Here is a 25864-nt window from a genome sequence, read left to right on the forward strand (position 1 = left end):
AGTCAGATCAGGTCGGCCGGCGCCGACTCATACGCCCGGTGCAGCTCGCGCATCAGCTCGGCGTCCACCGCGTACTCGTGGTCGCCGATCCGCGTCACGGCCGCGATGCCGCGCGAGTTGGTGACGAACGCGCTGGGGAAATCGGTGAGCTGCGCCAGGCGTATCACCTGATGATGCTGGGGGAGCGCGAGCCGCGGCTGAACCACCTGGAGGGTGATCCCGCGGAGCATGGGGGCCTCGGGCCAGACGATGGCCGCGCCGTCCCAGAAGCCGACGTTGGCGATCCCGGCCTCGGCCACCGCGCCGCCCGGGGTGACGAGCAGGGCGTCGCCGAAGCCCGCGCGAGCCGCGCGCCGTCCCCAGTACGCCTGCCCGAAGTCGTTGGTGCGCTTGAGATGCGCCACGGTACGCGAGTAGTCGACGGGCAGCAGGCTGGTCGTCACGGGGGCGATGAACGGCGGGCGGACCGTGACCACCGTGGTGACCGGATCGCCCGGCTGGTCGCCGAAGTTCAGTACGCGCACCGACGCGTCGGCGAGATCGCCCAGCGCGTGCCGGATGAGCGCCCGGACGCGCTCGCCGTCGACCTTCGCGCCGAACAGCTCGTCGTCGGCCTGGGCGAGCCGGGCCAGGTGAAGGTCGAGGCCGCGGACCCGGCCGTCGCGGACCTGCATCGCGGTGAAGTGCCCGAACGGGGCGAACGCCAGCGTCTCCAACTGGGCGGGCGTCGCGGCGGCGCCGTCGACCTCGACGGTGATCAGATCCACCCGCGTCAGCCTAGTTCAGCGCGGTTGTGTTTCATGCGCGGCCTGTTCTGCTCGCGGGCTAGGTCAGTACGCGGGCTACGGCGTCCCGTGTGACGGCGCGCAACGCCTCGGTGTCGTCGAGGTCGCTGCCGACCGCGACGCCGTCGCGCAGCAGCATCAGTACGCCCGCCGCGCGATCCGGCTCCGGGTCGCCCGCGGCGGCCAGCAGCTCCCGGAAGGTCGCCCGCGTCCACACGCGCTGGGCCTCGACGATCTGGCGGACGGGATCCCGGGGATCGGGGTACTCGGCGGCGACGTTGATGAACGGGCAGCCGCGGTAGCCGGGTTCGGCACCGAACTTGATCATGAAATCGAAGATCGCGGTGATCGTCTCCTGCGGCGTCAGCGCGCGGGCGCGGACGGCGGTGAACGCCTCCCGCTGGCGGGCGTACTGCTCGTCCAGATAGGACCGGACGAGGTCGTCCTTGGCCGGGAAGTGGTGGTAGAAGGTCGCCTTCGCCACGCCGGCCTCGGCGATGATCCGGTCGACGCCGACACCGTGCACGCCCTCGCCGTAGAAGAGCGCGGTCGCGGTGTCGAGGATGCGCCGCCGGGCGGGGCTCTCCTTGACCGCTGTGCTCTCCGTGACTGTTGCCATGGCTTGACTTTACCAGACAGGTCTGTCTAGTCTCGGCTCATCGCTGGACAGACAGGTCTGTCTAGTTCCTCCTTCGAAAGGTGCGTTTCATGAGCCTGTACACCGCGGTCGCCACCTCGGCCGGTCGGGACACCCGTGCGGTGACCAGCGACGGCCGCCTCGACGTCAAGCTGGCCCTGCAGAAGGAGTTCGGCGGCGACGGCGACGGCACCAACCCCGAGCAGCTGTTCGCGGCGGGCTACGCGGCCTGCTTCATCTCCGCGCTCCAGGCCGTGGCCCGGCGGCGCCGGATCGACGCGAGCGGCAGCGCCGCCACCGCGGAAGTCGGCCTGCACGGCGAGGAGGACGGCAGCTTCCGGCTGTCCGTCGTGCTGCGGATCGAGCTGCCCGACCACCTCGCCGGCGACCCCGGCCGGGAACTGGTCGAAGCGGCCCACCAGGTGTGCCCGTATTCGAACGCGACCCGGGGCAACATCCCGGTGGAGCTGGTCATCGAGTAGCTGTCAGCGCCCGGATCTCGGCTAGGGCGTCGCCGATGCAGTCGGCCAGCTTCATGCGCTGGGTCGGCGGCTCGGCGACCCAGCGCTCGAAGCCGACCTTGAACGCGGTCACGCCCATCTCGGCCGCGAGGCTCGCCCGTGGTTCGCGTACGCCCCGGCCGCGCAGCGCCTCCCCGGCCGCGGTGGCCAAGGCGGCCAGCTTCAGCAGCTCGCGCTCCAGCAGGCTGGGGTTCGCCGCGATGACCGTCGCCCGTCGCCGGGACCAGTCGTGGCGCTCCTCCAGCATCGCTCCCGCCGTCTGTAGCGCCCCGACGACGATCTCGACGGGCGGCGTACTCGCCGGGGCGGCCGCGATCGCGGCGACCATGGCGTCCTGCAACGTGTTGGATCGGTCGAACAGCACTTCCCGCTTGTCGGTGAAGTGCCGGAAGAAGGTGCGTTCGGTCACGCCGGCGTGCTGGGCGATGTCGGCCACCGTCGTCTGCTCGTAGCCGCGTTCGGCGTACAGCTCCAACGCGGCCCGGGCGAGGCGTCCCCGCGCGTCCGGCTCCCAGCGTCCCATGCGAGCAAGTGTAGGTGATGGCAGCTTCTGACATCGCGTGCTAGCGTCGATGTCATAAGCTGACATCACCTTGGGAGTGTGTGCAACATGCGGGTATTCGTCACCGGAGCGTCCGGCTGGATCGGCTCAGCCGTCGTTCCCGAACTGCTGGCCGCCGGCCACGAGGTCGTCGGGCTCGCCCGGTCCGACGAGTCGGCCCGAACCCTGGCCGAGGCCGGCGCACAGGTGCGCCGGGGGAGCCTCGACGACCTGGACAGCCTGCGTACCGGGGCCGAGGAGGCTGACGGCGTCATCCACCTCGCGTTCAAGCACGACTTCAGCGACTACGCCGGAGCCGGGCGGACCGAACGCGCCGCCGTCGAGACCATCGGCAAGGAATTGGAAGGCACCGACCGGCCGTTCCTGTTCGCCTCCGGCGTGGCCCGCCTGGCCGCCGGCCGGGTCGCCACCGAACTCGACCCCAGCCCGTTCAGCGGTCCCGACACACCGCGCGGCGGCGGCGAGACCCTCGCCCTGGCGTACGCCGACCGGGGTGTTCGCACGGTCGCGCTGCGGTTCCCGCCGACGGTCCACGGCGACGGCGACCACGGCTTCACCACGACGTTGGTGAACATCGCCCGGCAGCGCGGAGCGGCCGGCCACGTCGGCGACGGCGCGAACCGGTGGCCCGCAGTGCATCGGCTCGACGCGGCCACAGCGGTCCGCCTCGCCCTGGACAACGCGCCCGCCGGAAGTGTCGTGCACGCCGTGGCGGAAGAAGGGATCGCGACCCGCGACATCGCCGAGGTCATCGGACGCGGACTCGGCCTGCCGGTCGTCTCGGTCGCACCGGAGGACGCGGCGGAGCACTTCGGCTGGATCGCCCAGTTCTTCGCCCTCGACGCGCCCACATCCAGCGCGCTGACCCGAGAGCGGCTCGGCTGGACGCCGACCGGGCCGGGGCTGCTGGCCGACCTCCCGCACTACCTCCGCTAGAGCCGGGTTGCGCCGATGAGGACCAGGACGATCGCGACCACGCCCAGCACCGTACGCACGGTGTGGCGCGCGATCCACGGCTGTTCGAACCAGCCGCGGGCGGTGGCCAGGTCCGCATCGGACGCCGTGCGTACGTCGACCGCGTCGAGGCGCTTGTTCAGCGGGATGTTCTGGCTGACCGTGACGCCGAACGGCCCCACGATGTACGCGACGGACGCGGCGAGCAGCCAGCCGAACGCGTCCGTCCCGGCGGCCAGGATCGTGGCCAGCGGAAGCAGCACGACCGGTCCGAGGAAGGCGGGCATGAAGACCGGGTTCACGATTCGCAGGTTCGTCTTCTGCACGACCGTCACATAGGTCCGGTCGTCGACGAGCTTCAACGCGAGGTTGTTCGCGACGGCGAAGCAGAACATGAGGCCACCGGTGAGCGCGGTGAGCGTCCCGGCGAGGATGACTACGAACGTCGTGAAGTCCACGTCCCCACGATAGTGAACGGTGACCTGGTATAGGCCGCGGCTTCAGTCGTAGCATCATCCAATGCGGGTGGAACTCCGCCACCTCCGGGCGGTGTGCGAAATCGCCGACGCGGGCAGTGTCACCAAGGCCGCGGCCCGGTTGGGCCTGGCCACGCCCGCGTTGACCACGCAGCTGCAACGGATCGAGCGCATCTTCGGCGGCCGGTTGTTCGACCGGGACCACACCGGCGTACGCCCGACGGAGCTGGGCGAGCTGGTGTTGGCGCGGGCCCGGGTGCTGCTTCCGGCGGCGCAAGGGCTGGAGGAGGAGGCGACCCGCCTCGCCGAAAGCCTGTCGCAGCCGGCCGAACCGGCGGCGTACCGGCTCGGCGCGGTGAACGGACCGCTCATCGGCGGGCTCGTCGCCCGGCTCAGCGCCGACCAGCCGGCCGCACGGATCACCTCGCACCCGTCCTGGTCCACAGTAGAGCTGCAAGAGATGCTGCTCGGCGACAAACTGGACTTCGCTCTGGTCGGGATGTGCGGCGGCGCGCTCGGCGAGTCGCGGGCGGAGTTGAGCGTACGGCTGTCGTGGGAGTTGATCGCCGACGCGCCGGTGTTCATCCTGCTGGGTGCGGACCATCCGCTCGCCGCGTGCGACGAGGTCGACCTCGCCCAGCTCGCGGACGCCTTCTGGGCGGCCACGCCAGGCGACGGCTGCTTCGCCGACTGTTTCGCCGCGGCCTGCGCCCGCGCCGGGTTCACTCCCCGGCCGATCTTCGAGACCGACGTCGGCGGCTGCATCGACCTGGTGCGTACCGGGGACGCGGTCGCGTTGTGCCAGCCGACGTTCCGGGGGTCGCCCGGGGTCGCGGTGGTGCCGCTGCGCTCCGAAGGGCTGCGGTGGCGTCATCTGATCGGGTGGCGGCCGGGGTCGGCCGCCTCGGCCGCGGCCGATCAGGTCGTCGGCCACGCGCGGGCGTCGTACGCCGACGCGGTGGCCCGGAGCAGTGCGTACACCCGATGGCTGCGAGGGAACCCGGAGCCGCACGCCGCGCGATGAGACGCGATGACACCGGTGTTACTCCGAGCGTTAAGACCTCGGTGACAACTCTCGGCGAGGCGATCATCCCGTTAACGTTCGCGGCATGAAACGCGATTTCTACACCCTTTGATCCCTTCGGATAAGACTCCGGTTCGACTCCCCTCGGCGGCCGTGCCCCGCCAGGGCAGACCTGCGGTGCGGTGCGTGCCGTCGCGTCTGCCACCACCTACTGGGGAGACTTGCCGGGCGTAGGTTGGGGGCATGGATCTTCTGCCGTTCATGCCCCGACCTACGGTGACGCACCCGGGCATCGTTGTCGCCGACCCGCTCGGGTTCCGCCCGCTTCAGCTGGATCTGCACATTCCGGCGGGTGAGGGGCCCTTCCCGGTGGTGTTCTGGGTGCACGGGGGCGGGTGGATGTCCGGCAGCCGGGTCTGGCTGCCGGACTCGATCACTCCGTTCGGCTTCCATCAGCGCCTGATCGACCGGGGCTACGCCGTCGCCGACGTCGACTACCGGCTCGGCCGCGAGGCGCCGTTCCCAGCGCAGCTGGAGGACGTTCAGGCGGCCATCCGCTGGGTCCGGGGCAACGCCGGCCGCTTCGGGCTGGATCCGGGCCGGTTCGCCACGCTGGGCGAGTCCGCCGGAGGTCAGCTCGCCGCGCTGGCGGGCCTGCTGGGCAGCGGCGACACCGCCGTCCACGCGGTCGTCGACTGGTACGGCGTCTCCGATTTCCTCGCCTTGCAGGGACGTGACGATCCCAATGACAACGTGGCCATGTACCTCGGCGGAGCGCTGAGGACGGTGGCGGAGGCCGCCCGGGAGGCCAGCCCGACGCATCGGGTGCACGCGGGCGCGCCGCCGTTCCTGGCCGTGCACGGCACCGACGACCGGATCGTGCCGTTCGCGCAGTCCGTCGGGCTCGCCGACGCGCTTCGGGCGGTCGGCGTACGCTGCGACGTCGTCCCGGCCGAGGGCGGCGACCACTGCTTCGTCGGGTACGCCGACATCGGCGGCCTGATCGACACGAGCATCGATTTCCTCGACGACGTCCTGAAATGATCCGGTTGAAGAGCCCGTCCGAGATCGCCACGATGCGGGAGGCCGGGCGTGTCGTCGCGCGTACGCTGGCCGCCGTCGCCGAGGCGGCCCGGGCGGGCGTCAGCCTGAGCGAACTCGACGAGCTGGCCGCTGACCTCATCAGCGCGGCGGGGGCCGACCCGTCGTTCCTCGGCTACCGGCCCACCTGGGCGTCGACGAGGTATCCCGGCGTGCTGTGCCTGTCGGTCAACGACGCCATCGTGCACGGCATCCCCGACGGCCGGGTGCTGCGCGACGGCGATCTGCTGTCGATCGACTGCGGGGCGTACGTCGAGGGATTTCACGCCGACGCCGCGATCACGGTGGGCGTCGGCGACCTCGACGACCGGGCCCGGCACCTCAGCGAGACCACCCGGCTGGCGCTGGAGGAGGGCATCGCGGCGGTCGCCGTCGGCGGGCGGCTCAGCGACATCTCGCATGCGGTCGAGACGGTGGCCCGCGGCGCGGGGTACGGCGTGCCGCCGAACATGGGTGGGCACGGCATCGGCACGAAGATGCACGAGGACCCGCACCTGGCCAACACCGGCCGGCCCGGACGCGGCGTACGCCTGCGGGAGGGCATGGTGCTGGCGATCGAGCCGATGCTGATCGAGAGCGGCCGCGACCGGGCTCGGACCGCCCGGGACGGCTGGACGGTCCTCACCGGCGACGGCAGCCGCGCGGCGCACTGGGAGCACTCGGTCGCGGTCACGGGCGACGGCCCGGTCATCCTCACCCTGCCGTGACCGACCCGGAGACACGGTGGCGTGATGGCGCCCGGGGACACGACACCTCGCCGTGACCGCGACCGGAGACACGCTGCCGTGGCGAGGCCCGGAAAATGCCGATGACGAGCCGAAATGCGCGCGGCCTACCCTGAAGTCAGATGGATAAACCCGGCGAAACGCTTGAATAGGCGGCCGGATACGGGCACGTTGGAGCTTTGCCCAGAGTCGTCACAAGAAGGGCTCTCCACATGCTTGCCGTAACCGAGCGCGCCGCGGACGCCATCCGCGCGCTGACCGACGCACCCCAGATCCCGGACGGGTCCGGGTTGCGTATCTCGTCCGGCGAAGGTGCGGGCACGCTGCAGCTCAGCCTCGTCGCCTCGCCCGCCGACGGAGATCAGATCCTGTCCAGCGGGGACGCCCTGCTGTTCCTGGACTCCGACGCCACCTTGCTGCTGGACGAGAAGATGATCGACGCCACGATGACCGACGGCGGCGAGATCCAGTTCGTCCTCGCCGACCAGTAAGCCGATCGATAAGCACCTCGCATAGCTCTGCCTGCGGCGCCCCAGCCGGTCTGAAGACCGTGCTGGGGCGCCGCAGTGTCGGACGCCCCGGCTAGCATTTCGCCATGGCGATCAACACGCTCCAGGAACTGCACAGCCGGGCCATGCGTGCGTGCGGGGGCGCCGTCGCGCAGGCGACGCCGGCCGAGCTGGGCCGCCCGACGCCCTGTGCGGGCTGGACGCTGGCCGATCTGCTCGCACACATGACCGTGCAGGACAGCGGCTTCGCCGGGGCGGCGCGGGGCGCGGTGACCACCGTGGCCGACTGGCGCCCGGTGTACCACGGTGACGAGGCGATCGCCCGCTACGCCGAGGCCGCTGCCGACGTCGAGCAGGCATTAGCCGAAGTCGGCGTGCTCGAGCGCGCCTTCGTGATCCCCGAGTTCACCACGGGCCAGCCCATCAAGGGACCCAGCGCCGTCCGGGCCCACCTGATCGACGCCGTCGTGCACGGCTGGGACGTCGCGCGTACCTTGGGCGTGGGGTATGAGCTGGACGACGAGGTGCTCGCCGAGTCGCTGGCGATCGCAGAGTCCATTCCGGACGGAGACAACCGCGGCACCTTCTTCAGCCGCGCGGTGGCCGTCGATCCGCAGGCCGCGCCGCTCGACCGGATCGTGGCGCACCTCGGCCGGTCACCGGTCTGGCCCGACTGACTCGATCCGCCCTCGCAGCCCGGCGAAGTCCACGTCGGTCGACGTGTCGACGCGCAGCACCGGCCCGAGCGCCAATGGTTCGGCCCGCTTCGCCCACTCCGGCCACGAGTCGGCCAGCCGCTGGTCGTCCTGGTAGTGCGGCGGCCGGTCGCGGTTCGCGTACCGCTGCCTGGCGATCTCGACCGGAACCTCACACCAGAGCTCGACCACCGGGGTGCCGCGCAGCCCGGCCCGCGCGAACTCGAGGTCGCGCGGCCGGAACCACCACGATTCGAGGATGATCGTCCCGGGCAGGCCCGCGGCCAGCTGGTAGGCGGCCTCCATCGCGGCCGCGCCCAAGGCCCGCGCCGGCACGGCCGGGAAGAGCGCCCGCAGGCCGTCCTTCACGACGTCCTTCGAGATCACGGGTACGCCCAGCGCAGCGCCCAGTCCGGTCGCCAGCGTCGTCTTGCCCGAGCCCGGCAAGCCGTTCACCATCAGCAGGAGGTCAGCCACCGAGCGAGGATCTCACAAACCCCGGACACGCCGTCTGACCTGCGAATACGCTCGGACGAATGAGTACCGGAACGGTCACCACCCAAGACGGCACGAAGATCTTCTACAAGGATTGGGGAAGCGGACAGCCGGTAGTTTTCAGCCACGGCTGGCCCCTGACGGCGGACGCGTGGGACGACCAGATGTGGTACGTCGTCTCCAACGGATTCCGGGCAGTCGCCCACGATCGGCGCGGCCACGGCCGGTCGAGCCAGCCCTGGGAGGGCAACGACCTCAACACGTACGCCGACGACCTGGCCGCCGTGATCGAAGCCCTCGACCTGCGCGACATCGTGCTCGTCGGGCACTCGACCGGCGGCGGTGAGATCACCCGATACATGGCCCGGCACGGCACCGACCGTGTCGCCAAGGCGGTCCTGGTCGGCGCGATCCCGCCGCTGATGCTGCAGACCGACGCCAACCCGGAAGGTCTGCCGCGCAGCGTCTTCGACGACATCCGCGCCGGTGTGGAACGCGACCGGTCGCAGTACTGGCACGATTTGAGCATGCCGTTCTACGGCGCCAACCGGGACGGTTCGAAGGTGAGCCAGGGACTTCGGGATCACTTCTGGCTCCAGGGCATGACCGTCGGCTTCAAGGGCGCCTACGACTGCATCAAGGCGTTCTCCGAGACCGACCTGACCGAGGACTGCAAGAAGATCGACGTGCCGACGCTGATCATCCACGGCGACGACGACCAGATCGTGCCGATCGTCGCGTCGGCGAACAAGTCGTCGAAGCTCATCAAGAACAGCGAGATGAAGGTGTATCCGGGCGCGCCGCACGGGTTGACCGCGACGCACCAGGACGAGTTCAACGGCGACCTGCTGGCCTTCCTCAAGGCCTGACGGTCGTTTTGAGCTGACGCCTCATCGAGTCGATCTAGGCGGGAGATGTTGCCCAGGCAGCCGTCTCCCGCCTAGATCATCTGTCGGGCCGGGACAAACCGGGTGCCACGTTATGGCAGCTCCGCGTACGCCACGGGGCAGCCTGTCGTTAACCTTCGCGACGTGATCGGAACCTAGCGTCAGCCGAATGCAGGTCAGTCCACGGGTGAGCGCGGTCATTCCCACCTTCGGCCGGCCCGAGCTGGTGGTACGCGCGGTGCGCAGCGTACTGGCGCAGACCATGGCCGACCTGGAGGTCATCGTGGTCGTCGACGGCCCGGACGAGGCGACCGGCCAGGCGCTGACCCGGCTCGGCGATCGCCGGTTGCGGGTGATCGAACTGCCGGAGAAGGGCGGCGCGCAGAACGCCCGCAACACCGGCGTACGCGCGGCGACGGCGCCCTGGACGGCCATGCTGGACGACGACGACGAGTGGCTGCCGCAGAAGCTGGCGAAGCAGCTCGCCGCGGCGCAGGCCACCGACGCTCCGCGCCCGATCGTGGCGAGCCGCCTGCTGAACCGCACCCCGCGCGCCGAGTACGCCATGCCGCGCCGGCTGCGCCAGCCAGGCGAGCCGTGGAGCGAGTACTTCACTGTCCGCCGGGGCCTGTTCCACGGTGAGGGGTTCATCCAGACCTCGACGATCATGGCCCCGACCGAGGTGCTGCGGCAGGTGCCGTTCGCCCCGAAGGTGCCCCGGATGCAGGAGATGGACTGGGTGCTGCGGGCGCTGGGCACTGAGGGCACCGAGCTGCTCTACGTCGAGGAGCCGCTGGTGATCTGGTACCAGGACGAGAACCGGCCGCGGATCACCTTCGAGGAGAAATGGCAGCAGTCGCTGGACTGGCTGCGGCGCAACGAGTCGCTGGTGACCAAGAAGGCGTACGCGGCGATCGTGATGAGCGTCGTCAGCTCGATGGCGGCGCCGACGCACAGCCTCAAGGTGTTCTGGCTGCTGCTGCGGGAAGCCCAGCGCAAGGGCCGGCCCGGGTTCATCGACTACGTGACCTTCCTGCAGATCTGGCTGATCCCGCCCGCCCTGCGGCGTACGCTGCGCGACAAGGCATTGTCCAGAACCTCCAGTCCCCAGGCAGAGTTGGTGTGAGCGGTTCGGTCCTCATCTGGCGCAGCAGCATGCTGCCCGCCTCGGAAACGTTCGTCCGCGCGCAGGGCCTTGCCCTGACCGCATGGCAACCGACCTTCGGCGGCGCGGTGAAGGTCGAGTCACCGGTCGCGGCCGACTCCGACCTGATCGTGTTCCCGGAGACGTCGGTCGGCCGCCGGGCCTTGCTGGCGCTCAAACTCACCGGACGCTCGGCCCTGCTGCGGGCCACGCTGCGGCGGCTGAGCCCCGATCTCGTGCACGCGCACTTCGCCGGGGACGGTTGGATGATCAGCGCCGACGCGGCCGAGTCGAGGATCCCGCTGATCGTCACGGTGCACGGCTACGACGTGACCCGGTTGCCCCGCGAGTCCGGCCCGCGCGGCGTTCGCTACCGCCACCATCTGCGTACGGTGTTCGCCCGCGCGTCGCTGATCCTCGCCGTCTCCAGCTACATCCGCGACAAGACCATCGAGCTGGGGGCCGATCCGGCGAAGGTACGCGTACACCACACCGGAGTCGCACTCGACCCGGCACCGCCCGCCGCTCTCGCCGAGAAACGATGGGACCTGTTGTTCGTCGGCCGGTTCGTCGAGAAGAAGGGCGTCGACGACCTGCTCACCGCCGCCGCGCAGGTGCCGGGGAAGCCGCGGATGCTGCTGATCGGCGGCGGCCCCCTCGAAGAGCCGATGCGGCAGCGCGCCGCCGAACTAGGGCTCGACGCGACCTTCCTCGGCCCGCAGGACCCTTCCGTCGTCCGCCGCAGCATGGCCGAGTCGCGGATCTTCGTGTCGCCGTCGAAGACCGCCGCCGACGGCGACAGCGAGGGCCTGCCCACGACGATCCTGGAAGCCGCCTCGCACGGGCTGCCCACCGTGTCCACCATGCACAGTGGCATTCCCGAGGCCGTGCGGCACGACGAGACCGGCCTGCTCGGCCCGGAAGGCGACCCGGGCGCGCTGGCGGCCGACCTGCGGCGGCTGCTCGCCGACCCCGCGCTGTGCGACGCGATGGGCGAGCGGGCGCGGGCGTACGTCGCCGAGCACTTCGACCTCGCCCGGCAGACCGCCGAACTGGAGAAGATCTACGACTCGGTCGCCCGGCCCCGCTGACCGGATCCCGGCTGACGACGGACTTCCGCGCCCCTAAAGCAGGGCTCCCCCGGTGGCGTCGAGGCGCTGGCCGGTGACCCACCGTGCGTCGTCGGAGGCGAGGAACGCGACGACTCCGGCAATGCTGGGGCTCTACACGGTTCGGTGCTCCAGGGTATTCCGCAGTCCGCCCGCGACGGTGCGGATCGGCACGAGCTGGAAAGGGTCGCCGCAGTGGCGATGCTCGGATGGCCCTGAGGGCTCTTGCTGGTCTCGTACACGGGCACGACTGGTCCCAGGTCGGTCACCTCGACGACGGCCTGCTGTCACCGCTGGCGGGCAAGACCGTCGTCCTTGTGTCACCTCAGGCCGTCATGTCATGGTCGGCATCGTGACCACCAATGAGGACACCTACGGCGGTCCCGCGGCCGCGCTCTACGACGAGTTCTTTCCCATCGACAGCCGGGCGTTGAACACCGCCGCCTTCCTATCCGGCCAGGCCAGGGCTACCGGTGCGGCCGAGCCGATCGCGCTGGACCTGGGCATCGGAACCGGGCGGGTGGCCCTTCCGCTGTCCGAACGCGGCGTCAAGGTCTTCGGGGTAGACCTGGAGCCGGCGATGCTGGACGTTCTGCGTACCAAGCCAGGTGCGGACCGACTCCACGCGACACTCGGCGACATGACTGACGCCGATCTGCTCGCGTCGGCATCCGAGGGGGTGCCATACGACCTGGTGTACTGCGTGTTCGGCACGCTGACCGCGCTGCCCGACGCCAACGCGCAGCGACGCTGCCTGGCCGCGGCAGCCTCGGTGCTTGCACCGGCGGGACGCCTTGTCCTCGAAATGCCGGTGCCGGATTTGAGCTCGTTCGACAAGCAGGGGCGTCGCGTACGCCATTTAGGCCGGCGGGGCGACGGCACTGTCCTCGAGACCGGAAGGTTGAACCTGGTTACCCAGACGATCGAGTTCGAGGTGTCGACTCTCTCGCCGACGACTGGTGTGACCATGCATTCGGTTCACAGCCGCTACGTGTGGCCCCATGAACTCGAACTCATGGCCGAGCTGGCCGGGTTACAGAGTCTTGAGCAGTACGGCGGCTACGGCGGCGAGAGCTTCACCCGAGACAGCCAGGTTGTTGTGACGGTCCACATCCGGCAGCACTGACCTCCGGCCGCGTAGCGCACCCTAGACTTTAGTCGGATACCGCGCCTTCTTTCTTCCGTTGCTCGCCCTGCACGTTCCTGCTGATCATGGCAGGGCAAGGCGAACACCGAGGGAAGGAACTATCCAGATGAGACGGATCATGCACGTGACGGCGGCAGCCGCATCGGTGCTGGCGATGACGGCGGGTCTGGCGTCACCGGTGGCCGCCGCGACATCGGCGCAGATCACCGTCCGGGCCGACCAGCCGATCGCGGCGCTCGACCAGCACGCGATCGGCGTCAACACCTACCTGTCGAACCCGAATCTGACCAACGCCGCGGTCCCGGGTCTCCTGCGCCAGGCGGGTCTGCGCAGGCTGGTCTTCAACGGCGGCCCGATCAGCGACCTCTACCACTGGGCCGACGGTTCGCTGAGCCCGGATCCCGACATCGCGGAGCATCCGTCGGACTACGCGGCGCTGCCGCCGCAGTTCACTTTCGACCAGTACGCCACCGTGGCCCGCTCCTCCGGCGCGGACATGATGGTCCATGTCAACTACGGCACCGGTACGGCCGCCGAAGCAGCCGCCTGGGTGCACTACGCCAACCAGGTCCGGGGGTATGGCGTCCGCGACTGGGAGATCGGCGAGGAGGTCTACCTCAACGGGTACTTCGAAGACATGAACTTCGAGCCGGACGCCCACACCGACCGCAGCCCGCAGGCGTACGCGGCCAACGTCGTCGCGTACTCGCGGGCCATGAAGGCTGTCGACCCCAGCATCAGGATCGGCGTCGGGCTGTTCGTCGCCGGACCGGATCCCAGCCCCTTCCGCGACTGGAACGAGACGGTGCTGAGCATCGCCGGACAGGCCATCGATTACGTGGACCTGCACTGGTATCCGTCGAGCTTCATCGGCAGCGCACCGGCCGACCTGCTCGCCGCGGCGGAGTACGCGATCCCGGCGATCCTGCCGGACACCCGGGCGATGGTCGACGAGTACGCCGGGCCGGAAACGGCCATCATGATCGGCGAGATGAACTCGGCCACAGCGGCGGGGCCGGACCAGATCGCACCGTTCAACGCGCTGTTCCTCGCCGCGCACTCGTTGTCCCTGCTGGCCAACGGCGCGGAGAGCGTCGATGTGTGGGCGCTGCACAACTGGTCGTTCCCCACCGGTGACCTCGGCCTGCTCGCCAGCGGGTGCGCGTCGACCGGCTGCGACGTGGCCGACGACACGCCCTATCCGTCGTACTTCGGGATTCAGCTCGCGACCGAGGTCGCCGGGCGCGGCGGGGTGCTGCTGCGGACCGCTTCGACGGACGAGTCGGTGCTCGCGTACGCCAGCCGGCGGCCCGACGGCAGCATCGCCGTCCTGCTCGTCAACACCGACCCGACGCGGGCGCATCGCGTACAGCTGGACGTTGCCGGTCAGAAGATCCGCCGGGGCACCACCGTGCACTCTTTCCAGCCTGGTGACAGCGGCCTGCGCAGCCGTCATGACAACGCGCTGATCGGCAGCTCGCGGATGCTGGCTCCATACTCGGTGACGGTTCTCAGCACCGGTCCGGGCGCGCCCGTGTCGTAAGAATGGGGCAACGATGAGCGCAGGGCTGCTGCTGTAAGGGTCGCGGACGGAACGGTCCAGATTCTGCTCGGGCACCTGGGCGGGCTGTTGATGCGGTGCGATGCGGCTGCTGGATTGATCCACTGGCCGGTCAGCAACTGCACCTCCAGCCCGCCCGGGCCGATGGAATTCTGCGGCTGGCGCCGCGGGCTGAGTTGCCGGACACTATCGCGGTGCGGCCACCAAACGTCCTCGTTCCGGCATCTTGACTTCATAACTGAGCTGGCTAGGAGCTGCGATGCACACGTCTATCCCCGTCGCATGGGTTACGCATGGTTCGCAGCCGGCAGTCTGCGCGCGCCACGGAGCGAAGGCTGAACTGACCGCTTCGGTCGCAATCGAATCGGCGCCGGCGCCGTGGACTTGGGCGCTGATCCCGCTCGGCGGCATCGTGTTCCTTGCGGTCCGTGCCGCAACGCGCCGGGTCGTCACCGCGCCGAGGTGGGCCTTCTGCGCTCGCTGCAGATCACTGCGCTACCTGCGGATGGCGGCCGGCTTCGTGCTCATGGGCCTCATGCTGGCCTTTCTCGTGGTCGGCCTGGACGCGGCGGACACAACCTATGCGGGGCCGGCGGAACACCGCAGCAGCTCGTGGGCGTTTGCCGGCGCGCTGTTGGCGGGCGTCGCCGGCTGGGCAGTTCTGGTGCTGTCGCGGTGGCAGTCGATCGCGCGTGCTCGGCTGAGCCGGGACGGTCTATCGGTCGATGTCATGAAACCGTCCGCCGAGTTCGAGGCCGCTGTGGAAGCTGTGTGGGTGCCGCCGAACACGAGCGCATCGCCCGTGGTGGCGCGCCCGGCGTAGCCGACCCGCGATCCAGATGATCGCAAGGAGTCGAGGCTCATGATCACCGCTGCTTCGTGCCAGATGCTTCCTTAGGCGAGCAGATCATGGGACGCTCGGCCTCATGAAGATCTTCGTCTCGCTGGATCTGGAGGGCGTCGCGGGCATCGTCGACTGGCAGCAGTGCGTCGCCGACGGCGACGACTACGCGGTCGGCCGCGACCTTGCGCTCGGCGAGGTCAACGCCGCGATCGAGGGCATCATCGCGGCCGGCGGGACTGAGATACTGATCAACGACGCTCATTCAGTGATGCGCAACCTGCCGCCGTCGCTGCTGGCCGGTCGGGCGGCGTACCTCTCCGGCCGAGTCAAGCCGCTCTACATGATGCAGGGCCTCGACCACTCGTTCGACGCGATCGTCTTCCTCGGCTACCACTCGGCCGCCGGAACACCGGGGATCCTCTCGCACACCTACAACCCCAAGGCCATCGCCGACGTACGCCTCAACGGCGTTCCGACCGGGGAAGCAGGCTTGAACGCTCTCGTCGCCCAGCATTTCGGAGTTCCGGTCGCGGTCATCACCGGCGATCAGTACGTCGGCCCGGAAGCCGAACCGTTCTGCCCTGGCGTGGCCACGATCGTCGTCAAGGAATCGATCAGCCGGTACGCGGCACGCAATCTCCACCCCGACGCGGCCCGTGAGTTGGTGCGCGACGGCGTACGCGAGGCGCTGGCCCGGCGGGGCGAACTGGTGCCGCCCCAGATCACCCTGCCCGCCACGATCGAGGTGCGGTTCACCTCGCCGGACATGGCCGAGCAGGCAACCTGGATCCAAGGCGTACGACGCCTGGACTTCGTCACGGTGGCGTTCACAGGAGACGAACCGCTGGCTCTCTTCCAGGCGTTCATCGCGCTCGTTTACCTCACTCGTTCACTGGTCGAGAGCTGACTTCAGCGGTTCCACGAAGGTTGCGGCTTGTCGCTGTCGTGGTGCGCAGTCGGCGATTGGCGCGCGGGTACCAATGTCGAGTGGTCGCGGAGATCGGGGCGAAGCTGATCAGGCATTTCTGGTGCGGTCGCTGGCCCGGAACTCATCCACGAACGTAAAGAACAGATTCAGCGGGCTCACGCCTCTGGCCTCGGCCTCGCGGCCGATTTCCGTAGCCCAGCCAAGGGAACTGTGCCGTCCCAGCTTCGTCCAGAGCCACTCGGCGAAAGCGCCAGTCGGCCAAAACTCGAAATCCTCTCCGATGCCATGGACTTCCAGCGCGACCCGGTACCCGATCAGCATCGATTGCAGCTCATCGAGCGACCGCACCCACATGCCCGGACGAAGACGTACTTGTTCGAGGAAGCCGAAGACGTCGGTCAGCTCGTGTAGTTGCCGGAGTCGAGGGCTGCCGGAGACCGTTTCTGGCATGGGCTGAGCCTATCGACAATCGACCTGGCCCTCGTGCTCCCGGCCCACGTCATCTGCAGCGGCGCCCTCGCCAGGCTCCTGAACGGTGCTGGCCCGAACCCCCGCTGGCGGAAGGGCCCCCGCCGGTGAAGGCGGAGGCCCTTCGCTTGTCGTCGGGTGCGGCTGACCATGCGGTTCAGATCAGCTTCAGGCTCGTCGAGACCTGGAGTTCCGTCTCGAACAGGCGCGGCCACGGCAGGTGCACCGTCACCGAATCGAGGCTGGCGACGCGGGCGGTGACCGGGTGGCCGAGCAGGTAGCCCACCAGAACCCGGCGGCCGCCGAAGTATCGGTCGAAGTAGTCCTGGGTGACCGGCGTCAAATGGTCGACCACCCATTGGTTCATCGGCGCGTACTGGTCGTCGGTCAGGTTGTTGGTGTTCCAGCCCTGTGACTGCCCGTACGCGATGGCCGCCGGCTGGACGTCGTTCTTCCAGCGGTCGTCGATGATGAAGCGCTTGAGCAGGTACTCCACATGCGCGTTGGCGGCGGTGAGCGCGGTTGCCGGGGTGATGCCGTGGCGCAGCGGCTGCCGGGTCGACTCCAGGAAGGCATACCGGGACAGACCTTCGGCCAGGGCGAGGCCGAGCGAGTTGCCGCCGGTGTTCCAGCCGGAGTAGCCGAGCAGGTCCAGCAACGGCAGGCGGTCCTGCATCCGCGTCACGAGGTCGTGGTCGGCCTTGTTGACGATGACCGGGTCGTCCACGATCACGCCCTTGCCTTGGGCCAGCAGTTCGGCGGCCTGGGCGACGAACTTGTCGAGATCGCCGCCGCGGTCGGCGCCGGCCGCCGAGGGCGTGTTCACCAGCAGGTGGACGGGAGACGCTGGATCAACCTTCAAGCCGAGCGCCGCCAGATGCCGCGTGATGTTGTCCGCGAACGGGATGTCTTCCAGCGCCGCGGTCCACGCGCTGCCGTTGACGCCGGCGTACTGGACGGCCACCGACGGGTGCACGTTCAGCTTGGTCAGCACATAGCGCGCGACCAGGAGGGCGTCGATCTCGTCGGCGCCTGGGAAGATCTGCACCCGGTCGCCGACGCCGAGCTGGGCCACGAGCTGTTCGAGCTGAACGCGCTCGGCCCGTTCCAGCCCGTAGGGCGCGGTGTCGTCCTCGCCGAGAACGAGGTCGTCGATCGTGCCGTCGGCCACCCACCAGACCATCTGCTCGTTGATGTCGTGGTTGCGTTGCCGCGCCGCGAGGTAGTCGGCGAGGACCTCGTCCGGGATCTGGGCGCGCTTGGCGTCGAGCTGCGCCTGGTACTGGGTCATTCCCAGGTTGACGACCTGGTCGTAGAGGATCGCCCATTCGCGTACGAGGGTGGCGTAGTCGGTGCCGCCGACGGTCAGGCCGGTCAGGGCGAGACGCTGGATGGTGTCGAAGACATAGAGCGGCTTGTCCGGATGGGCCTGGCGGACCGCCTTGATCGGCTGGATGTGAGACCGGGCGTCGGCCTCGGACATCGCCGCCGTACGCGAAGCGACCAGCCCGCCGTACGCGAGCATGCTCGTCGACACCACGTACGCGTCGGCGTCCTTCTGGCTGGTGAGCCACTGGCCGACGGCAACGGGGTCGCCGGGTGTCGTGAAGCGGCCGAGTAGCTCGCGAGGCGGCGTCGTGACCGCCAGCCCGGCGAGGGACGCCGTGGCGGCCGGTGCGAGCAGGTTGACTGGTCGGTCGTCCAGCGGTACGAGCGCGACGCGGGCCAGCGGGCGGGCTTCGCCGGGGCGCGCGGCCGACGGTCCGCTCGCGGAGGCGGGAGGCGCGGCGGCCAGTACGGCGACGGCGAGCGTCGCGGCACCGGTCATCGCGCCGAGGGATCGGGTGATGCGCACGGATCCTCCGTTCATGGGGGTGCATACCGGAGTTTCTGTGGTCTAGTCCTAGAAGAAACAGGTCTAGACCTAAGGCGACCGACGCTAGACCCGGATTTCCGGCGAAGTCAAGCTGTGCTCCGAGTCACAGGCACCGAAGATGGCCTTGACAAGGGCAGTTTCGCTGACGACTGTGGTCTAGACCTGAGCAGATGAGGTCTAGAACTCTGGGGGCCAATCGTGGTGGAAATGTCGAGCGAAGTCCTCGTCGTCGGCGGCGGACTGGGCGGGGTCGCGGCCGCCCTCGCGGCCCTGCGCCGCGGGCGGCGCGTGCTGCTGACGGAGGAGTACCCGTGGCTCGGCGGCCAGCTCACGAGCCAGGCGGTCCCGCCGGACGAGCACCCCTGGGTGGAGCGCTTCGGCGTGACGGCGAGCTACCGGGCCCTGCGCGAGGGCATCCGTGAGCACTACCGGCGCTGGTACCCGCTGACCGCGGCGGCTCGCGCGCGGCCAGACCTCAACCCGGGCGCCGGCTGGGTCAGCAAGCTGTGCCATGAGCCCCGAGCCGCGGCGGCCGTCATCGACGCGATGCTCGCCCCGTACGAGAGCGGCGGCGCGTTGCGGATCCTGCGCGGCTACCGCCCGGTGGCCGCCGACGTCGACGGCGACCGCATCAGCGCGGTCACCTTGCGGCACGTTCACACCGGCGCCCAGCTGACCGCGACCGCGCCATACATTCTGGACGCCACCGAGGCCGGCGATCTGCTGCCGTTGGCCGGGGTCGAGTACGTCACCGGATCCGAGGCGCGCTCCGAGACCGGCGAACCGAGTGCGCCGATCGAGGCCCAGCCCGCCAACTGGCAAGGTCTGTCCTGGTGCTTCGCGCTCGACCACGTCGACGGCGACCACACGATCGACCGCCCGGCGGCGTACGCCCGCTGGCGCGACTATCAGCCCGACTCCTGGCCCGACCGGATGCTGTCGCTGAGCTGGCCCGACCCCCGCACACTGGAACCGGTGACGGGCGCGTTCGTCCCGAACCCCGGCGACGATCCGCTCAACGTGGTGGCGGACCAGAGCCAGGTGGCCAGCGGGCCCAACCTGTGGACCTACCGGCGGATCGTGGCCCGCGGGCTGTTCACCGAGGGGGCCTACGCCAGCGACATCACGCTCGTCAACTGGCCGCAGATGGACTACTTCGTGCGGCCGGTCATCGACGTGCCCGAAGACGAGGCCCGGCTCGCGTACGCCGAGTCCCGTGAGCTGTCGCTGTCCCTGCTCTACTGGCTGCAAACGGAGGCACCCCGCCCGGACGGGGGCACCGGCTTCCCCGGCCTGCGCCTGCGCGGCGATGTCGTGGGCACGGCCGACGGCTTCGCCCAGGCCCCCTATCTGCGCGAATCCCGGCGGATCCGGGCCCTGACCACGGTCGTCGAGCAGGACCTCTCCCTGGCCGTACGCGCAGACCGGGGCGCTGTGTCCTATCCGGACTCGATCGGCATCGGCATGTACCGCATCGATCTGCACCCGACCACCAACGGCGACACCTACCTCGACGTCGGCTGCTGCCCCTTCGAAATTCCGTTGGGCGCACTGATTCCGCAGCGGACCACCAACCTGCTGGCCGCCGCGAAGAACATCGGCACCACCCACATCACCAACGGCTGCTATCGGCTGCACCCGGTCGAGTGGAACGTCGGGGAGGCGGCCGGCGCGCTTGCCGCCTACTGCCTCGACAACGCCACCACCCCTACAGCGGTGCACACCGATGCCGGTCTCCTCGACGACTTCCGGGCCGGCCTGGCCCGCGAGGGCGTCGAACTCGCCTGGCCCCGGATCACGGGCTACTAGGAACCCCCACCATTTCCCCTGGAGGACAAGGATATGAAGCGCCTGCGCTGGATGTCCGGCGTACTCGCGGCTGGTCTGGCCCTCGCGGCCGCCGGCTGCGGCGGCGGTGACAAGGCCGAAGACGACAACGGCCCGGTCTCGCTGCGGATGACGGTCTGGACGGCGAACAAGGACCAGCTGGCCCTGTTCGACCAGATTGCCGCCGACTACAAGAGCACCCACCCGAACGTCACCGTGAAGTTCGACGCGCTGCCGTTCGACAGCTACACCACGGCGCTGACCACCCAGGTGGCCGGCGGCAACCCGCCGGACCTGGCGTGGATCTTCGAGAAGGACGCCCCCGACTTCGTCTCCTCCGGCGCGCTGACCGACCTGACCCCGACCCTCAAGGGCACGGCCGGCTACGACTACGACGACCTCGCCCCGGCCACCACGAAGCTGTGGACCGCCGGCGACAAGCTCTACGGCTACCCGTTCTCGACGTCGCCGTTCGTCGTGTTCTACAACGCCGACATGCTCACCAAGGCCGGCGCGCAGACCCCCGACCAGCTGGTCGCGGCCAACCAGTGGACCTGGACCGCCGCCGAGCAGGCGGCCGCGAAGGTGCCGGCCGCCGAGCCCGGGAAGTTCGGCCTGGTGATCCGCGACTTCGACTACAAGGTCTGGGACAACCTGGCCTCCCTGTGGGCGGGCTACGGCGCGGCTCCGTGGTCGGCCGACGGCAAGACCTGCCAGTTCACCAGCCAGCCGATGATCGACGCGATGACGTTCCTGCACAACGCGGTCTACACCGACAAGGCGATGCCGCCGCCCGGCACCGCGGCGGACTTCTTCGCCGGCGACTCGGCGATGACTGTCACGCAGATCTCGCGCGCCGCCACCCTCAAGGACGCCAAGTTCAAGTGGGGCGTCGCTCCGCTGCCGGCCGGCCCCGCCGGCGCGCAGCAGCTGTTCGGGCAGGCCGGCATCGGCGCCTTCGGCAAGGGCAAGCACCCGCAGGCGGCCGCGGACTTCCTCGCCTTCTTCAGCAACCCGGCCAACTCGGCGAAACTGGCCCAGTACTTCCCGCCGCCGCGTACGTCGCTGCTGAACGCGGCCAGTCTGAAGGCAGCCAACCCGCTGCTGACCGCGGAGCAGCTGGACAGCGTCGTCGTCAACGGCATCAAGAACGGCGCCGTGAAAGCCAGCCACCTCGGGTACGCCAAGATCGACGAGGCCGTCCGCGCCGCGATGGACACCTACTACCAGCCGGGAGCCGACGTTCCCGCCGCGCTCGCCGGCGTCTGCAAGGCCGTCGAGCCGCTGTTGAGCACGGGTAGCTGAGAGCCATGAGCGTCTCGACCGCATCCGCGGCCGACACCCAGGGCGGCGGCCGGGGACACCGGCCGCCGCCCGGGCGGGGCCGCCGGGACCACCGGATGACCGCCCGACGGCGCGACGCGGTCGCCGGTTACCTTTTCGTCGCACCGCAACTACTGGGCTGGGCCGCGTTCGTCGGCTGGCCGGTCGTCGCGGTGGTCTGGTACAGCCTGCACAGCTGGAACCTGCTCGCCGGCACCTTCGACTGGGCCGGGCTGGCCAACTACCGGCAGCTGGCACACGATCCGGCGCTGGGGGCGGTGCTGCGCGCGACGCTGTTCTTCTCCGTCGGACTGGTCGTCCTCAACCTCGCCCTGGCGCTGCTGCTGGCCGTGCTGCTCAACCAGCGGCTACGGGGCACGGCCGTGTTCCGCACCATCTTCTTCTCCCCAGTCGTGGTCTCCCTCGTCGCGTGGGCGATCGTCTCCGGCACCCTGCTGCAGGGCACCGGCGGCATCAACGCACTGCTGTCCAAGGTCGGCATCACGGGACCGAACTGGCTGCACGAGCCGGGCGCGGCCCTGATCGCCGTCATCGTCACCCAGACGATCAAGAACGTCGGCCTCAACATGGTGCTGTTCCTGGCCGCGCTGCAAGGCGTACCGGAGGAGTTGTACGAGGCGGCCGCGCTCGACGGGGCGTCGCGGTGGCGGACCTTCTGGCGGATCACGTTCCCCCTGATCACCCCGACCGTACTCCTCACATCGATCATCACGGTGGTGGGTTCGCTGCAGGTCTTCGCACCGATCCAGGTGCTCACGGCCGGCGGCCCGGGCAACTCCACCAACGTCCTCGTCTACGACCTCTACAAGCAGGGTTTCGTGGCCCACGACCTGAGCTACGCCAGCACCCTGGGGGTCCTGCTGTTCGTCATCGTGCTGGCACTGACCGCGATCCAGTGGCAGATGCGCAAGAAGTGGGTCGTCAATGAGTAGCAAGAGCGAGAGCGGCAAGAGCAACCAAGACCGCGCCAATCACCGCAGCCGCGCGCTGTCCCTGCCACGCTGGGCGAAGATCGCCCTGTACGCGCTCATGACCGTGCTGGCGATCCCGTTCCTGTTCCCCACGTGGTGGATGGTGACCGCCTCGCTGTCACCGGCCAACGACATCTACAGCCAATCGCCGAAGCTGTTCCCGACACATCCGCTGTGGTCGGACTACAAGCAGGTTTTCGAGCTGCAGCCGTTCGCGCACCAGTACGTGAACAGCCTCTACATCGCCGTCCTGGTCACCGCCGGCACCATGGCGGTCTCGGCCCTGTCCGGGTACGCCTTCGCCCGCATCCGGTTCCCGGGGGCCGACGCGCTGTTCTTCGTGGTGCTGACCGGCATGCTCGTGCCGGCCGAGGTGACGATCGTGCCGCTGTTCCGGATGGTGCAGTCGCTTGGCCTCATCAACACCCACTGGCCGCTGATCATCATCCCGATCTTCGGCGCGCCCAGCGTGCTCGGCACCTTCGTCATGCGCCAGTTCTTCCTGGCTCTGCCGGCCGAACTGGAAGAGGCCGGCCGCTTGGACGGACTGGGCCGGTTCGGGTTGTTCCGCAGCATCGCGCTGCCGCTCGCCCGGCCGGCGCTGGCGGCGGTGGCGATCTTCACGTTCCTGCGTACGTGGGACAGCTATCTGGAACCGCTCGTCTACCTGTCCGCCAAGGACAAGTTCACCCTGCCGCTCGCCCTGACCCAGTACACCGACGCGTACGGCGGGAACATCTGGAATATTCAGCTCGCCGCGACGACGCTGACGGTCCTGCCCGTACTAGCGGTGTTTATCATCGCGCAACGCCAGTTCGTGGCCGGCCTCGCCCAGACAGGGTTGAAGGGATGAGCGCGCCGACGGCCGCCAACGGCCAGGTGGGAGCAGTGTCGATGGAACAGACCGATGGACCGGCGGTCGCCAAGCACGCCTGGTTGCGCCAGGTGCTGCGCCAGGAGGTCGCCGAGCGGATGGCCCCGCACGAAATGCTGCCGCCGGAACGGGAACTCGCCGCCCGCTTCGAGGTCAGCCGGATGACCATCCGCCAGGCGTTGCGCGCGCTCACCGACGACGGCCTGATCTACGCCGTACGCGGGGTGGGCACCTTCGTCACCGAGCCCAAGGTGTCGAAGGACCTGGCACTGTCCTCCTTCTCCGAGGACATGCGCGCACGCGGCCTGCGACCCGGCTCCCGGGTCATCGCCGCCGAAGCCGTCGACGCCGACGCGGCCATCGCCAAGGACCTCGGCATCGAGCCCGGTGCGGCCGCGTACCGGATCGAGCGACTGCGCTCCGCCGACGACATCCCGGTCGCGCACGAGCAGTCCTACCTGCCGGCCCGGCTGTTCCCCAAACTGCTCGACCAAGACCTGGACGGCTCCCTGTACGAGCTCATGGAACGCCGGTACCGCATCCGCGTCGAGCGCGCCCAGCAGACCACCAGCGCGGTCAATCTGGGCAAGCACCTCGCGGACCTGCTCGGCGTGCCGGCCCGCACGGCCGCGCTGCACGTGCGGCGCATCGGCATCGACAACCAGGGCCGCATCGTCGAGCGCGCCGACACCCTCTACCGCGGTGACCGCTACGACTTCTCCGCGACCATCCGACGAGTACGCCGATGACGGGCGGACCCGGTCACGATCTGGTTCTCGGCATCGACATCGGCGGCACCAAGACGGCGGTGGCGGCGGTGGACCGCGACGGGCGGACGTATGCGACCCGCGTCGCACCGACGCCCGCGGCTGAGGGGGCCGCGGCGATCCTGGAGGTCGCGGCGCGTCTGGCCGACGAGGTTCGCCACGACGTCGGCGGATCCGTCTCGGCCGCCGGTGTCGGGGCGCCCGGTGTCGTGGACGCCCGGCGCGGAGTCGTCGTCTCGGCCACCGACCTGCTCCGCGGATGGGCCGGCACCCCGATCGTGGATCTGCTCTCCCAACGGCTCTGTCTGCCGGTCGCCGTCGACAACGATGTACGCGCGGCCGGCCTCGGCGAGGCCCGCTACGGCGCCGGCCGTACAGCCGGTTTCGCCGTCGTCGTGGCCGTCGGGACCGGCATCGGCGCGGCGGTGATCCGTGAAGGCGTACTCCTGCCGGGGTCCTGCGGGGTGGCCGGGCACCTAGGCCACATTCCCGTCCCCGGCACCGGGGACGACCTGTGCTCGTGCGGCCGCAGCGACCACCTGGAGGCAGCCGCGGCCGGACCGGCGATCCTGCGCGCCGCCCACCGCGCAGGTCTGGCGGCGACCACGACCATCGAAGTGATGGCGCTCGCCGAGACCGATCCCCAGGCCGCGGCCGTCGTGACGAACGCCGCCACCGTCTTGGGCCGGGCACTTGGCGGTGTGGTGAACCTGCTCGACCCGGACGCGATCGTGGTGGGCGGGGGCGTCGCCGAGGCCGGCGGAGTGTGGTGGCGGCCGCTGCGCGCCGCTTTCGACGCCGAACTGCTGCCGCCGGCCGCGCCGGCGCTCGTCCCCGCGACCCTCGGAACACAGGCGGGCGTCATCGGCGCCGCCACCATGGCCCGCGATCTCGTCAACGGAAGGAACCCGCGATGACCGACGCCGCAGCACCAGTGCTGACCGCGATCCGAGGCGGCCTGGTCGTCTCCTGCCAGGCCCCGCCCGGCGACCCCCTGCGCGATCCGGAGGTGCTGGCCCGCATGGCCGCCTCGGTGGTACGCGCGGGCGCGATCGGCGTACGCGTCAACGGCGTCGAGGTCGTCCGCCGGACCCGTGCCCTCGTCAAGACCCCCGTGATCGGGCTCTGGAAGGACGGCGACGAAGGCGTCTACATCACCCCGACGGCTCGGCACGCACTGGACGTCGCAGCGGCGGGCGCCGACATCGTGGCCGTCGACGCCACGGCCCGACCCCGTCCGGACGGGCGTACGCTCGCCGACACCGTAGCGGCCATCCATCGGCAGACCGAGGCGCTCGTCCTCGCCGACGTATCGACCGTGGATGAAGGCTTGGCCGCCGTCGACGCGGGCGCTGACGCGGTCGCCACCACGCTGTCCGGCTACACGGGTCCGGGGACACCGCCGGCCGGCCCGGATCTGGAACTCGTCGCGGCACTGGCGGGCAAACTCGGCGTACCCGTGATCGCGGAGGGTCGGATCCACACGCCGGAGCAAGCCCGCGCTGCTCTGGACGCGGGGGCCTGGGCCGTGGTGGTCGGAACGGCGATCACCTCTCCCGCGTGGCTGACGGGTCGATACCGGGCCGCGCTGGCGGCTTGAACGCAGCCATGACGTCACCGAGCGGCGTGGGCT

At 69.8% G+C, this 25864-nt stretch carries 28 protein-coding genes; 21 read left to right on the forward strand and 7 right to left on the reverse strand.

Annotation, left to right across the window (positions count from 1 at the left end; genetic code table 11):
- Window positions 1-2: 2 nt before the first annotated feature.
- Both HDA40_RS36040 and HDA40_RS36045 read right to left on the reverse strand, forming a co-directional pair.
- Window positions 3-767 carry an aminotransferase class IV gene (locus HDA40_RS36040; protein WP_253762342.1) on the reverse strand — a complete coding sequence of 255 codons (765 nt, stop codon included), beginning with the start codon at window positions 765-767 and terminating at the stop codon, window positions 3-5.
- A 58-nt stretch (window positions 768-825) separates the two neighbouring features.
- A complete protein-coding gene (locus HDA40_RS36045) occupies window positions 826-1404 on the reverse strand; it encodes a TetR/AcrR family transcriptional regulator (protein WP_253762343.1) in 579 nt (192 codons plus the stop codon).
- An 89-nt stretch (window positions 1405-1493) separates the two neighbouring features.
- Between HDA40_RS36045 and HDA40_RS36050 the strand changes: the two genes are divergently transcribed.
- A complete protein-coding gene (locus HDA40_RS36050; RefSeq protein WP_253762344.1) occupies window positions 1494-1904 on the forward strand; it encodes an organic hydroperoxide resistance protein in 411 nt (136 codons plus the stop codon).
- On the opposite strand, the gene HDA40_RS36055 is transcribed toward HDA40_RS36050, so the two are convergent.
- The gene (locus HDA40_RS36055; protein WP_253762345.1) at window positions 1894-2466 is read right to left on the reverse strand and encodes a TetR/AcrR family transcriptional regulator; all 573 of its coding nucleotides are present in this window, start codon (window positions 2464-2466) and stop codon (window positions 1894-1896) included. The genes HDA40_RS36050 and HDA40_RS36055 overlap by 11 nt on opposite strands.
- Window positions 2467-2553: 87 nt before the next feature.
- Between HDA40_RS36055 and HDA40_RS36060 the strand changes: the two genes are divergently transcribed.
- Window positions 2554-3441 carry an SDR family oxidoreductase gene (locus HDA40_RS36060; RefSeq protein WP_253762346.1) on the forward strand — a complete coding sequence of 296 codons (888 nt, stop codon included), beginning with the start codon at window positions 2554-2556 and terminating at the stop codon, window positions 3439-3441.
- Here the strand turns inward: HDA40_RS36060 and HDA40_RS36065 are convergent.
- A complete protein-coding gene (locus HDA40_RS36065) occupies window positions 3438-3917 on the reverse strand; it encodes an anthrone oxygenase family protein (RefSeq protein ID WP_253762347.1) in 480 nt (159 codons plus the stop codon). The two genes, HDA40_RS36060 and HDA40_RS36065, sit on opposite strands and share 4 nt — an antisense overlap.
- A 61-nt stretch (window positions 3918-3978) precedes the next feature.
- Between HDA40_RS36065 and HDA40_RS36070 the strand changes: the two genes are divergently transcribed.
- The 5 genes from HDA40_RS36070 to HDA40_RS36090 all read left to right on the forward strand — a co-directional run bounded on the left by HDA40_RS36070 (window position 3979) and on the right by HDA40_RS36090 (window position 7971).
- Window positions 3979-4959 (forward strand): LysR family transcriptional regulator, encoded by a 981-nt coding sequence (locus HDA40_RS36070; RefSeq protein WP_253762348.1) that lies wholly within the window; start codon window positions 3979-3981, stop codon window positions 4957-4959.
- A 243-nt stretch (window positions 4960-5202) separates the two neighbouring features.
- Window positions 5203-6003: an alpha/beta hydrolase gene (locus HDA40_RS36075; RefSeq protein WP_253762349.1), complete on the forward strand. Its 801-nt coding sequence runs from the start codon at window positions 5203-5205 to the stop codon at window positions 6001-6003.
- A complete protein-coding gene (map, locus tag HDA40_RS36080; RefSeq protein WP_253762350.1) occupies window positions 6000-6767 on the forward strand; it encodes a type I methionyl aminopeptidase in 768 nt (255 codons plus the stop codon). The genes HDA40_RS36075 and map overlap by 4 nt, the downstream gene beginning before the upstream one ends.
- Before the next feature lie 230 nt (window positions 6768-6997).
- Window positions 6998-7276 carry an adhesin gene (locus tag HDA40_RS36085; protein ID WP_253762351.1) on the forward strand — a complete coding sequence of 93 codons (279 nt, stop codon included), beginning with the start codon at window positions 6998-7000 and terminating at the stop codon, window positions 7274-7276.
- Window positions 7277-7380: 104 nt separating this feature from the next.
- On the forward strand, window positions 7381-7971 hold the full coding sequence (locus HDA40_RS36090) for a TIGR03086 family metal-binding protein (protein ID WP_253762352.1): 591 nt from the start codon (window positions 7381-7383) through the stop codon (window positions 7969-7971).
- Here the strand turns inward: HDA40_RS36090 and HDA40_RS36095 are convergent.
- Window positions 7951-8466 (reverse strand): P-loop nucleotide/nucleoside kinase family protein, encoded by a 516-nt coding sequence (locus HDA40_RS36095; RefSeq protein ID WP_253762353.1) that lies wholly within the window; start codon window positions 8464-8466, stop codon window positions 7951-7953. The genes HDA40_RS36090 and HDA40_RS36095 overlap by 21 nt on opposite strands.
- A 59-nt stretch (window positions 8467-8525) precedes the next feature.
- On the opposite strand from HDA40_RS36095, the gene HDA40_RS36100 reads away from it, so the two are divergent.
- The 7 genes from HDA40_RS36100 to HDA40_RS36135 all read left to right on the forward strand — a co-directional run bounded on the left by HDA40_RS36100 (window position 8526) and on the right by HDA40_RS36135 (window position 16083).
- Window positions 8526-9353, forward strand: a complete 828-nt coding sequence (locus HDA40_RS36100; RefSeq protein ID WP_253762354.1) for an alpha/beta fold hydrolase — start codon at window positions 8526-8528, stop codon at window positions 9351-9353.
- Between the two features lie 187 nt (window positions 9354-9540).
- Window positions 9541-10497, forward strand: a complete 957-nt coding sequence (locus tag HDA40_RS36105; protein ID WP_253762355.1) for a glycosyltransferase family 2 protein — start codon at window positions 9541-9543, stop codon at window positions 10495-10497.
- Window positions 10494-11606 (forward strand): glycosyltransferase, encoded by a 1113-nt coding sequence (locus HDA40_RS36110; RefSeq protein ID WP_372503082.1) that lies wholly within the window; start codon window positions 10494-10496, stop codon window positions 11604-11606. The genes HDA40_RS36105 and HDA40_RS36110 overlap by 4 nt, the downstream gene beginning before the upstream one ends.
- Before the next feature lie 358 nt (window positions 11607-11964).
- Window positions 11965-12750, forward strand: coding sequence for a methyltransferase domain-containing protein (locus HDA40_RS36120; protein WP_253762356.1), 786 nt, complete (start codon window positions 11965-11967; stop codon window positions 12748-12750).
- Window positions 12751-12877: 127 nt separating this feature from the next.
- The gene (locus HDA40_RS36125) at window positions 12878-14314 is read left to right on the forward strand and encodes a hypothetical protein (protein ID WP_253762357.1); all 1437 of its coding nucleotides are present in this window, start codon (window positions 12878-12880) and stop codon (window positions 14312-14314) included.
- 277 nt (window positions 14315-14591) lie between these two features.
- Window positions 14592-15155, forward strand: a complete 564-nt coding sequence (locus HDA40_RS36130; protein ID WP_253762358.1) for a hypothetical protein — start codon at window positions 14592-14594, stop codon at window positions 15153-15155.
- A 103-nt stretch (window positions 15156-15258) separates the two neighbouring features.
- On the forward strand, window positions 15259-16083 hold the full coding sequence (locus HDA40_RS36135) for a M55 family metallopeptidase (protein WP_253762359.1): 825 nt from the start codon (window positions 15259-15261) through the stop codon (window positions 16081-16083).
- A 108-nt stretch (window positions 16084-16191) separates the two neighbouring features.
- Here HDA40_RS36135 and HDA40_RS36140 read toward each other — a convergent pair whose 3' ends face one another.
- Both HDA40_RS36140 and HDA40_RS36145 read right to left on the reverse strand, forming a co-directional pair.
- Window positions 16192-16554 carry a hypothetical protein gene (locus HDA40_RS36140; RefSeq protein ID WP_253762360.1) on the reverse strand — a complete coding sequence of 121 codons (363 nt, stop codon included), beginning with the start codon at window positions 16552-16554 and terminating at the stop codon, window positions 16192-16194.
- 175 nt (window positions 16555-16729) lie between these two features.
- Window positions 16730-18427, reverse strand: a complete 1698-nt coding sequence (locus HDA40_RS36145) for a DUF4127 family protein (RefSeq protein WP_253762361.1) — start codon at window positions 18425-18427, stop codon at window positions 16730-16732.
- A 228-nt stretch (window positions 18428-18655) separates the two neighbouring features.
- Between HDA40_RS36145 and HDA40_RS36150 the strand changes: the two genes are divergently transcribed.
- From HDA40_RS36150 to HDA40_RS36180, 7 genes are read left to right on the forward strand one after another with little or no spacing between them, the layout of a single operon-like run.
- Complete coding sequence (locus HDA40_RS36150; protein ID WP_253762362.1) at window positions 18656-20257, forward strand: FAD-dependent oxidoreductase; 1602 nt, start codon at window positions 18656-18658, stop codon at window positions 20255-20257.
- A gap of 33 nt (window positions 20258-20290) precedes the next feature.
- Entirely contained in the window at window positions 20291-21580 is a 1290-nt protein-coding gene (locus HDA40_RS36155) for an ABC transporter substrate-binding protein (RefSeq protein WP_253762363.1), read from the forward strand.
- A gap of 5 nt (window positions 21581-21585) precedes the next feature.
- A complete protein-coding gene (locus HDA40_RS36160) occupies window positions 21586-22551 on the forward strand; it encodes a carbohydrate ABC transporter permease (RefSeq protein ID WP_253762364.1) in 966 nt (321 codons plus the stop codon).
- Window positions 22544-23443 carry a carbohydrate ABC transporter permease gene (locus HDA40_RS36165; protein ID WP_253762365.1) on the forward strand — a complete coding sequence of 300 codons (900 nt, stop codon included), beginning with the start codon at window positions 22544-22546 and terminating at the stop codon, window positions 23441-23443. The genes HDA40_RS36160 and HDA40_RS36165 overlap by 8 nt, the downstream gene beginning before the upstream one ends.
- Entirely contained in the window at window positions 23440-24213 is a 774-nt protein-coding gene (locus HDA40_RS36170; RefSeq protein WP_253762366.1) for a GntR family transcriptional regulator, read from the forward strand. The genes HDA40_RS36165 and HDA40_RS36170 overlap by 4 nt, the downstream gene beginning before the upstream one ends.
- The gene (locus tag HDA40_RS36175) at window positions 24210-25148 is read left to right on the forward strand and encodes an ROK family protein (RefSeq protein WP_253762367.1); all 939 of its coding nucleotides are present in this window, start codon (window positions 24210-24212) and stop codon (window positions 25146-25148) included. Before HDA40_RS36170 ends, HDA40_RS36175 begins: the two co-directional genes overlap by 4 nt.
- Window positions 25145-25831, forward strand: a complete 687-nt coding sequence (locus tag HDA40_RS36180; protein WP_253762368.1) for an N-acetylmannosamine-6-phosphate 2-epimerase — start codon at window positions 25145-25147, stop codon at window positions 25829-25831. Before HDA40_RS36175 ends, HDA40_RS36180 begins: the two co-directional genes overlap by 4 nt.
- Window positions 25832-25864: the final 33 nt, after the last annotated feature.

Origin of the sequence: Hamadaea flava (assembly GCF_024172085.1) — a bacterium.
GTDB lineage: Bacteria > Actinomycetota > Actinomycetes > Mycobacteriales > Micromonosporaceae > Hamadaea > Hamadaea flava.

Bases quoted from the DNA above. Each gene is read 5' to 3' on its own strand.
- HDA40_RS36045 (WP_253762343.1), bottom strand. From the start codon at position 1,404: ATGGCAACAGTCACGGAGAGCACAGCGGTCAAGGAGAGCCCCGCCCGG.
- map (WP_253762350.1), top strand. From the start codon at position 6,000: ATGATCCGGTTGAAGAGCCCGTCCGAGATCGCCACGATGCGGGAGGCC.
- HDA40_RS36055 (WP_253762345.1), bottom strand. From the start codon at position 2,466: ATGGGACGCTGGGAGCCGGACGCGCGGGGACGCCTCGCCCGGGCCGCG.
- HDA40_RS36105 (WP_253762355.1), top strand. From the start codon at position 9,541: ATGCAGGTCAGTCCACGGGTGAGCGCGGTCATTCCCACCTTCGGCCGG.
- HDA40_RS36160 (WP_253762364.1), top strand. From the start codon at position 21,586: ATGAGCGTCTCGACCGCATCCGCGGCCGACACCCAGGGCGGCGGCCGG.
- HDA40_RS36175 (WP_253762367.1), top strand. From the start codon at position 24,210: ATGACGGGCGGACCCGGTCACGATCTGGTTCTCGGCATCGACATCGGC.
- HDA40_RS36050 (WP_253762344.1), top strand. From the start codon at position 1,494: ATGAGCCTGTACACCGCGGTCGCCACCTCGGCCGGTCGGGACACCCGT.
- HDA40_RS36165 (WP_253762365.1), top strand. From the start codon at position 22,544: ATGAGTAGCAAGAGCGAGAGCGGCAAGAGCAACCAAGACCGCGCCAAT.
- HDA40_RS36060 (WP_253762346.1), top strand. From the start codon at position 2,554: ATGCGGGTATTCGTCACCGGAGCGTCCGGCTGGATCGGCTCAGCCGTC.
- HDA40_RS36135 (WP_253762359.1), top strand. From the start codon at position 15,259: ATGAAGATCTTCGTCTCGCTGGATCTGGAGGGCGTCGCGGGCATCGTC.
- HDA40_RS36120 (WP_253762356.1), top strand. From the start codon at position 11,965: ATGGTCGGCATCGTGACCACCAATGAGGACACCTACGGCGGTCCCGCG.
- HDA40_RS36130 (WP_253762358.1), top strand. From the start codon at position 14,592: ATGCACACGTCTATCCCCGTCGCATGGGTTACGCATGGTTCGCAGCCG.
- HDA40_RS36070 (WP_253762348.1), top strand. From the start codon at position 3,979: ATGCGGGTGGAACTCCGCCACCTCCGGGCGGTGTGCGAAATCGCCGAC.
- HDA40_RS36090 (WP_253762352.1), top strand. From the start codon at position 7,381: ATGGCGATCAACACGCTCCAGGAACTGCACAGCCGGGCCATGCGTGCG.
- HDA40_RS36140 (WP_253762360.1), bottom strand. From the start codon at position 16,554: ATGCCAGAAACGGTCTCCGGCAGCCCTCGACTCCGGCAACTACACGAG.
- HDA40_RS36125 (WP_253762357.1), top strand. From the start codon at position 12,878: ATGAGACGGATCATGCACGTGACGGCGGCAGCCGCATCGGTGCTGGCG.
- HDA40_RS36075 (WP_253762349.1), top strand. From the start codon at position 5,203: ATGGATCTTCTGCCGTTCATGCCCCGACCTACGGTGACGCACCCGGGC.
- HDA40_RS36085 (WP_253762351.1), top strand. From the start codon at position 6,998: ATGCTTGCCGTAACCGAGCGCGCCGCGGACGCCATCCGCGCGCTGACC.
- HDA40_RS36150 (WP_253762362.1), top strand. From the start codon at position 18,656: ATGTCGAGCGAAGTCCTCGTCGTCGGCGGCGGACTGGGCGGGGTCGCG.
- HDA40_RS36100 (WP_253762354.1), top strand. From the start codon at position 8,526: ATGAGTACCGGAACGGTCACCACCCAAGACGGCACGAAGATCTTCTAC.
- HDA40_RS36170 (WP_253762366.1), top strand. From the start codon at position 23,440: ATGAGCGCGCCGACGGCCGCCAACGGCCAGGTGGGAGCAGTGTCGATG.
- HDA40_RS36180 (WP_253762368.1), top strand. From the start codon at position 25,145: ATGACCGACGCCGCAGCACCAGTGCTGACCGCGATCCGAGGCGGCCTG.
- HDA40_RS36155 (WP_253762363.1), top strand. From the start codon at position 20,291: ATGAAGCGCCTGCGCTGGATGTCCGGCGTACTCGCGGCTGGTCTGGCC.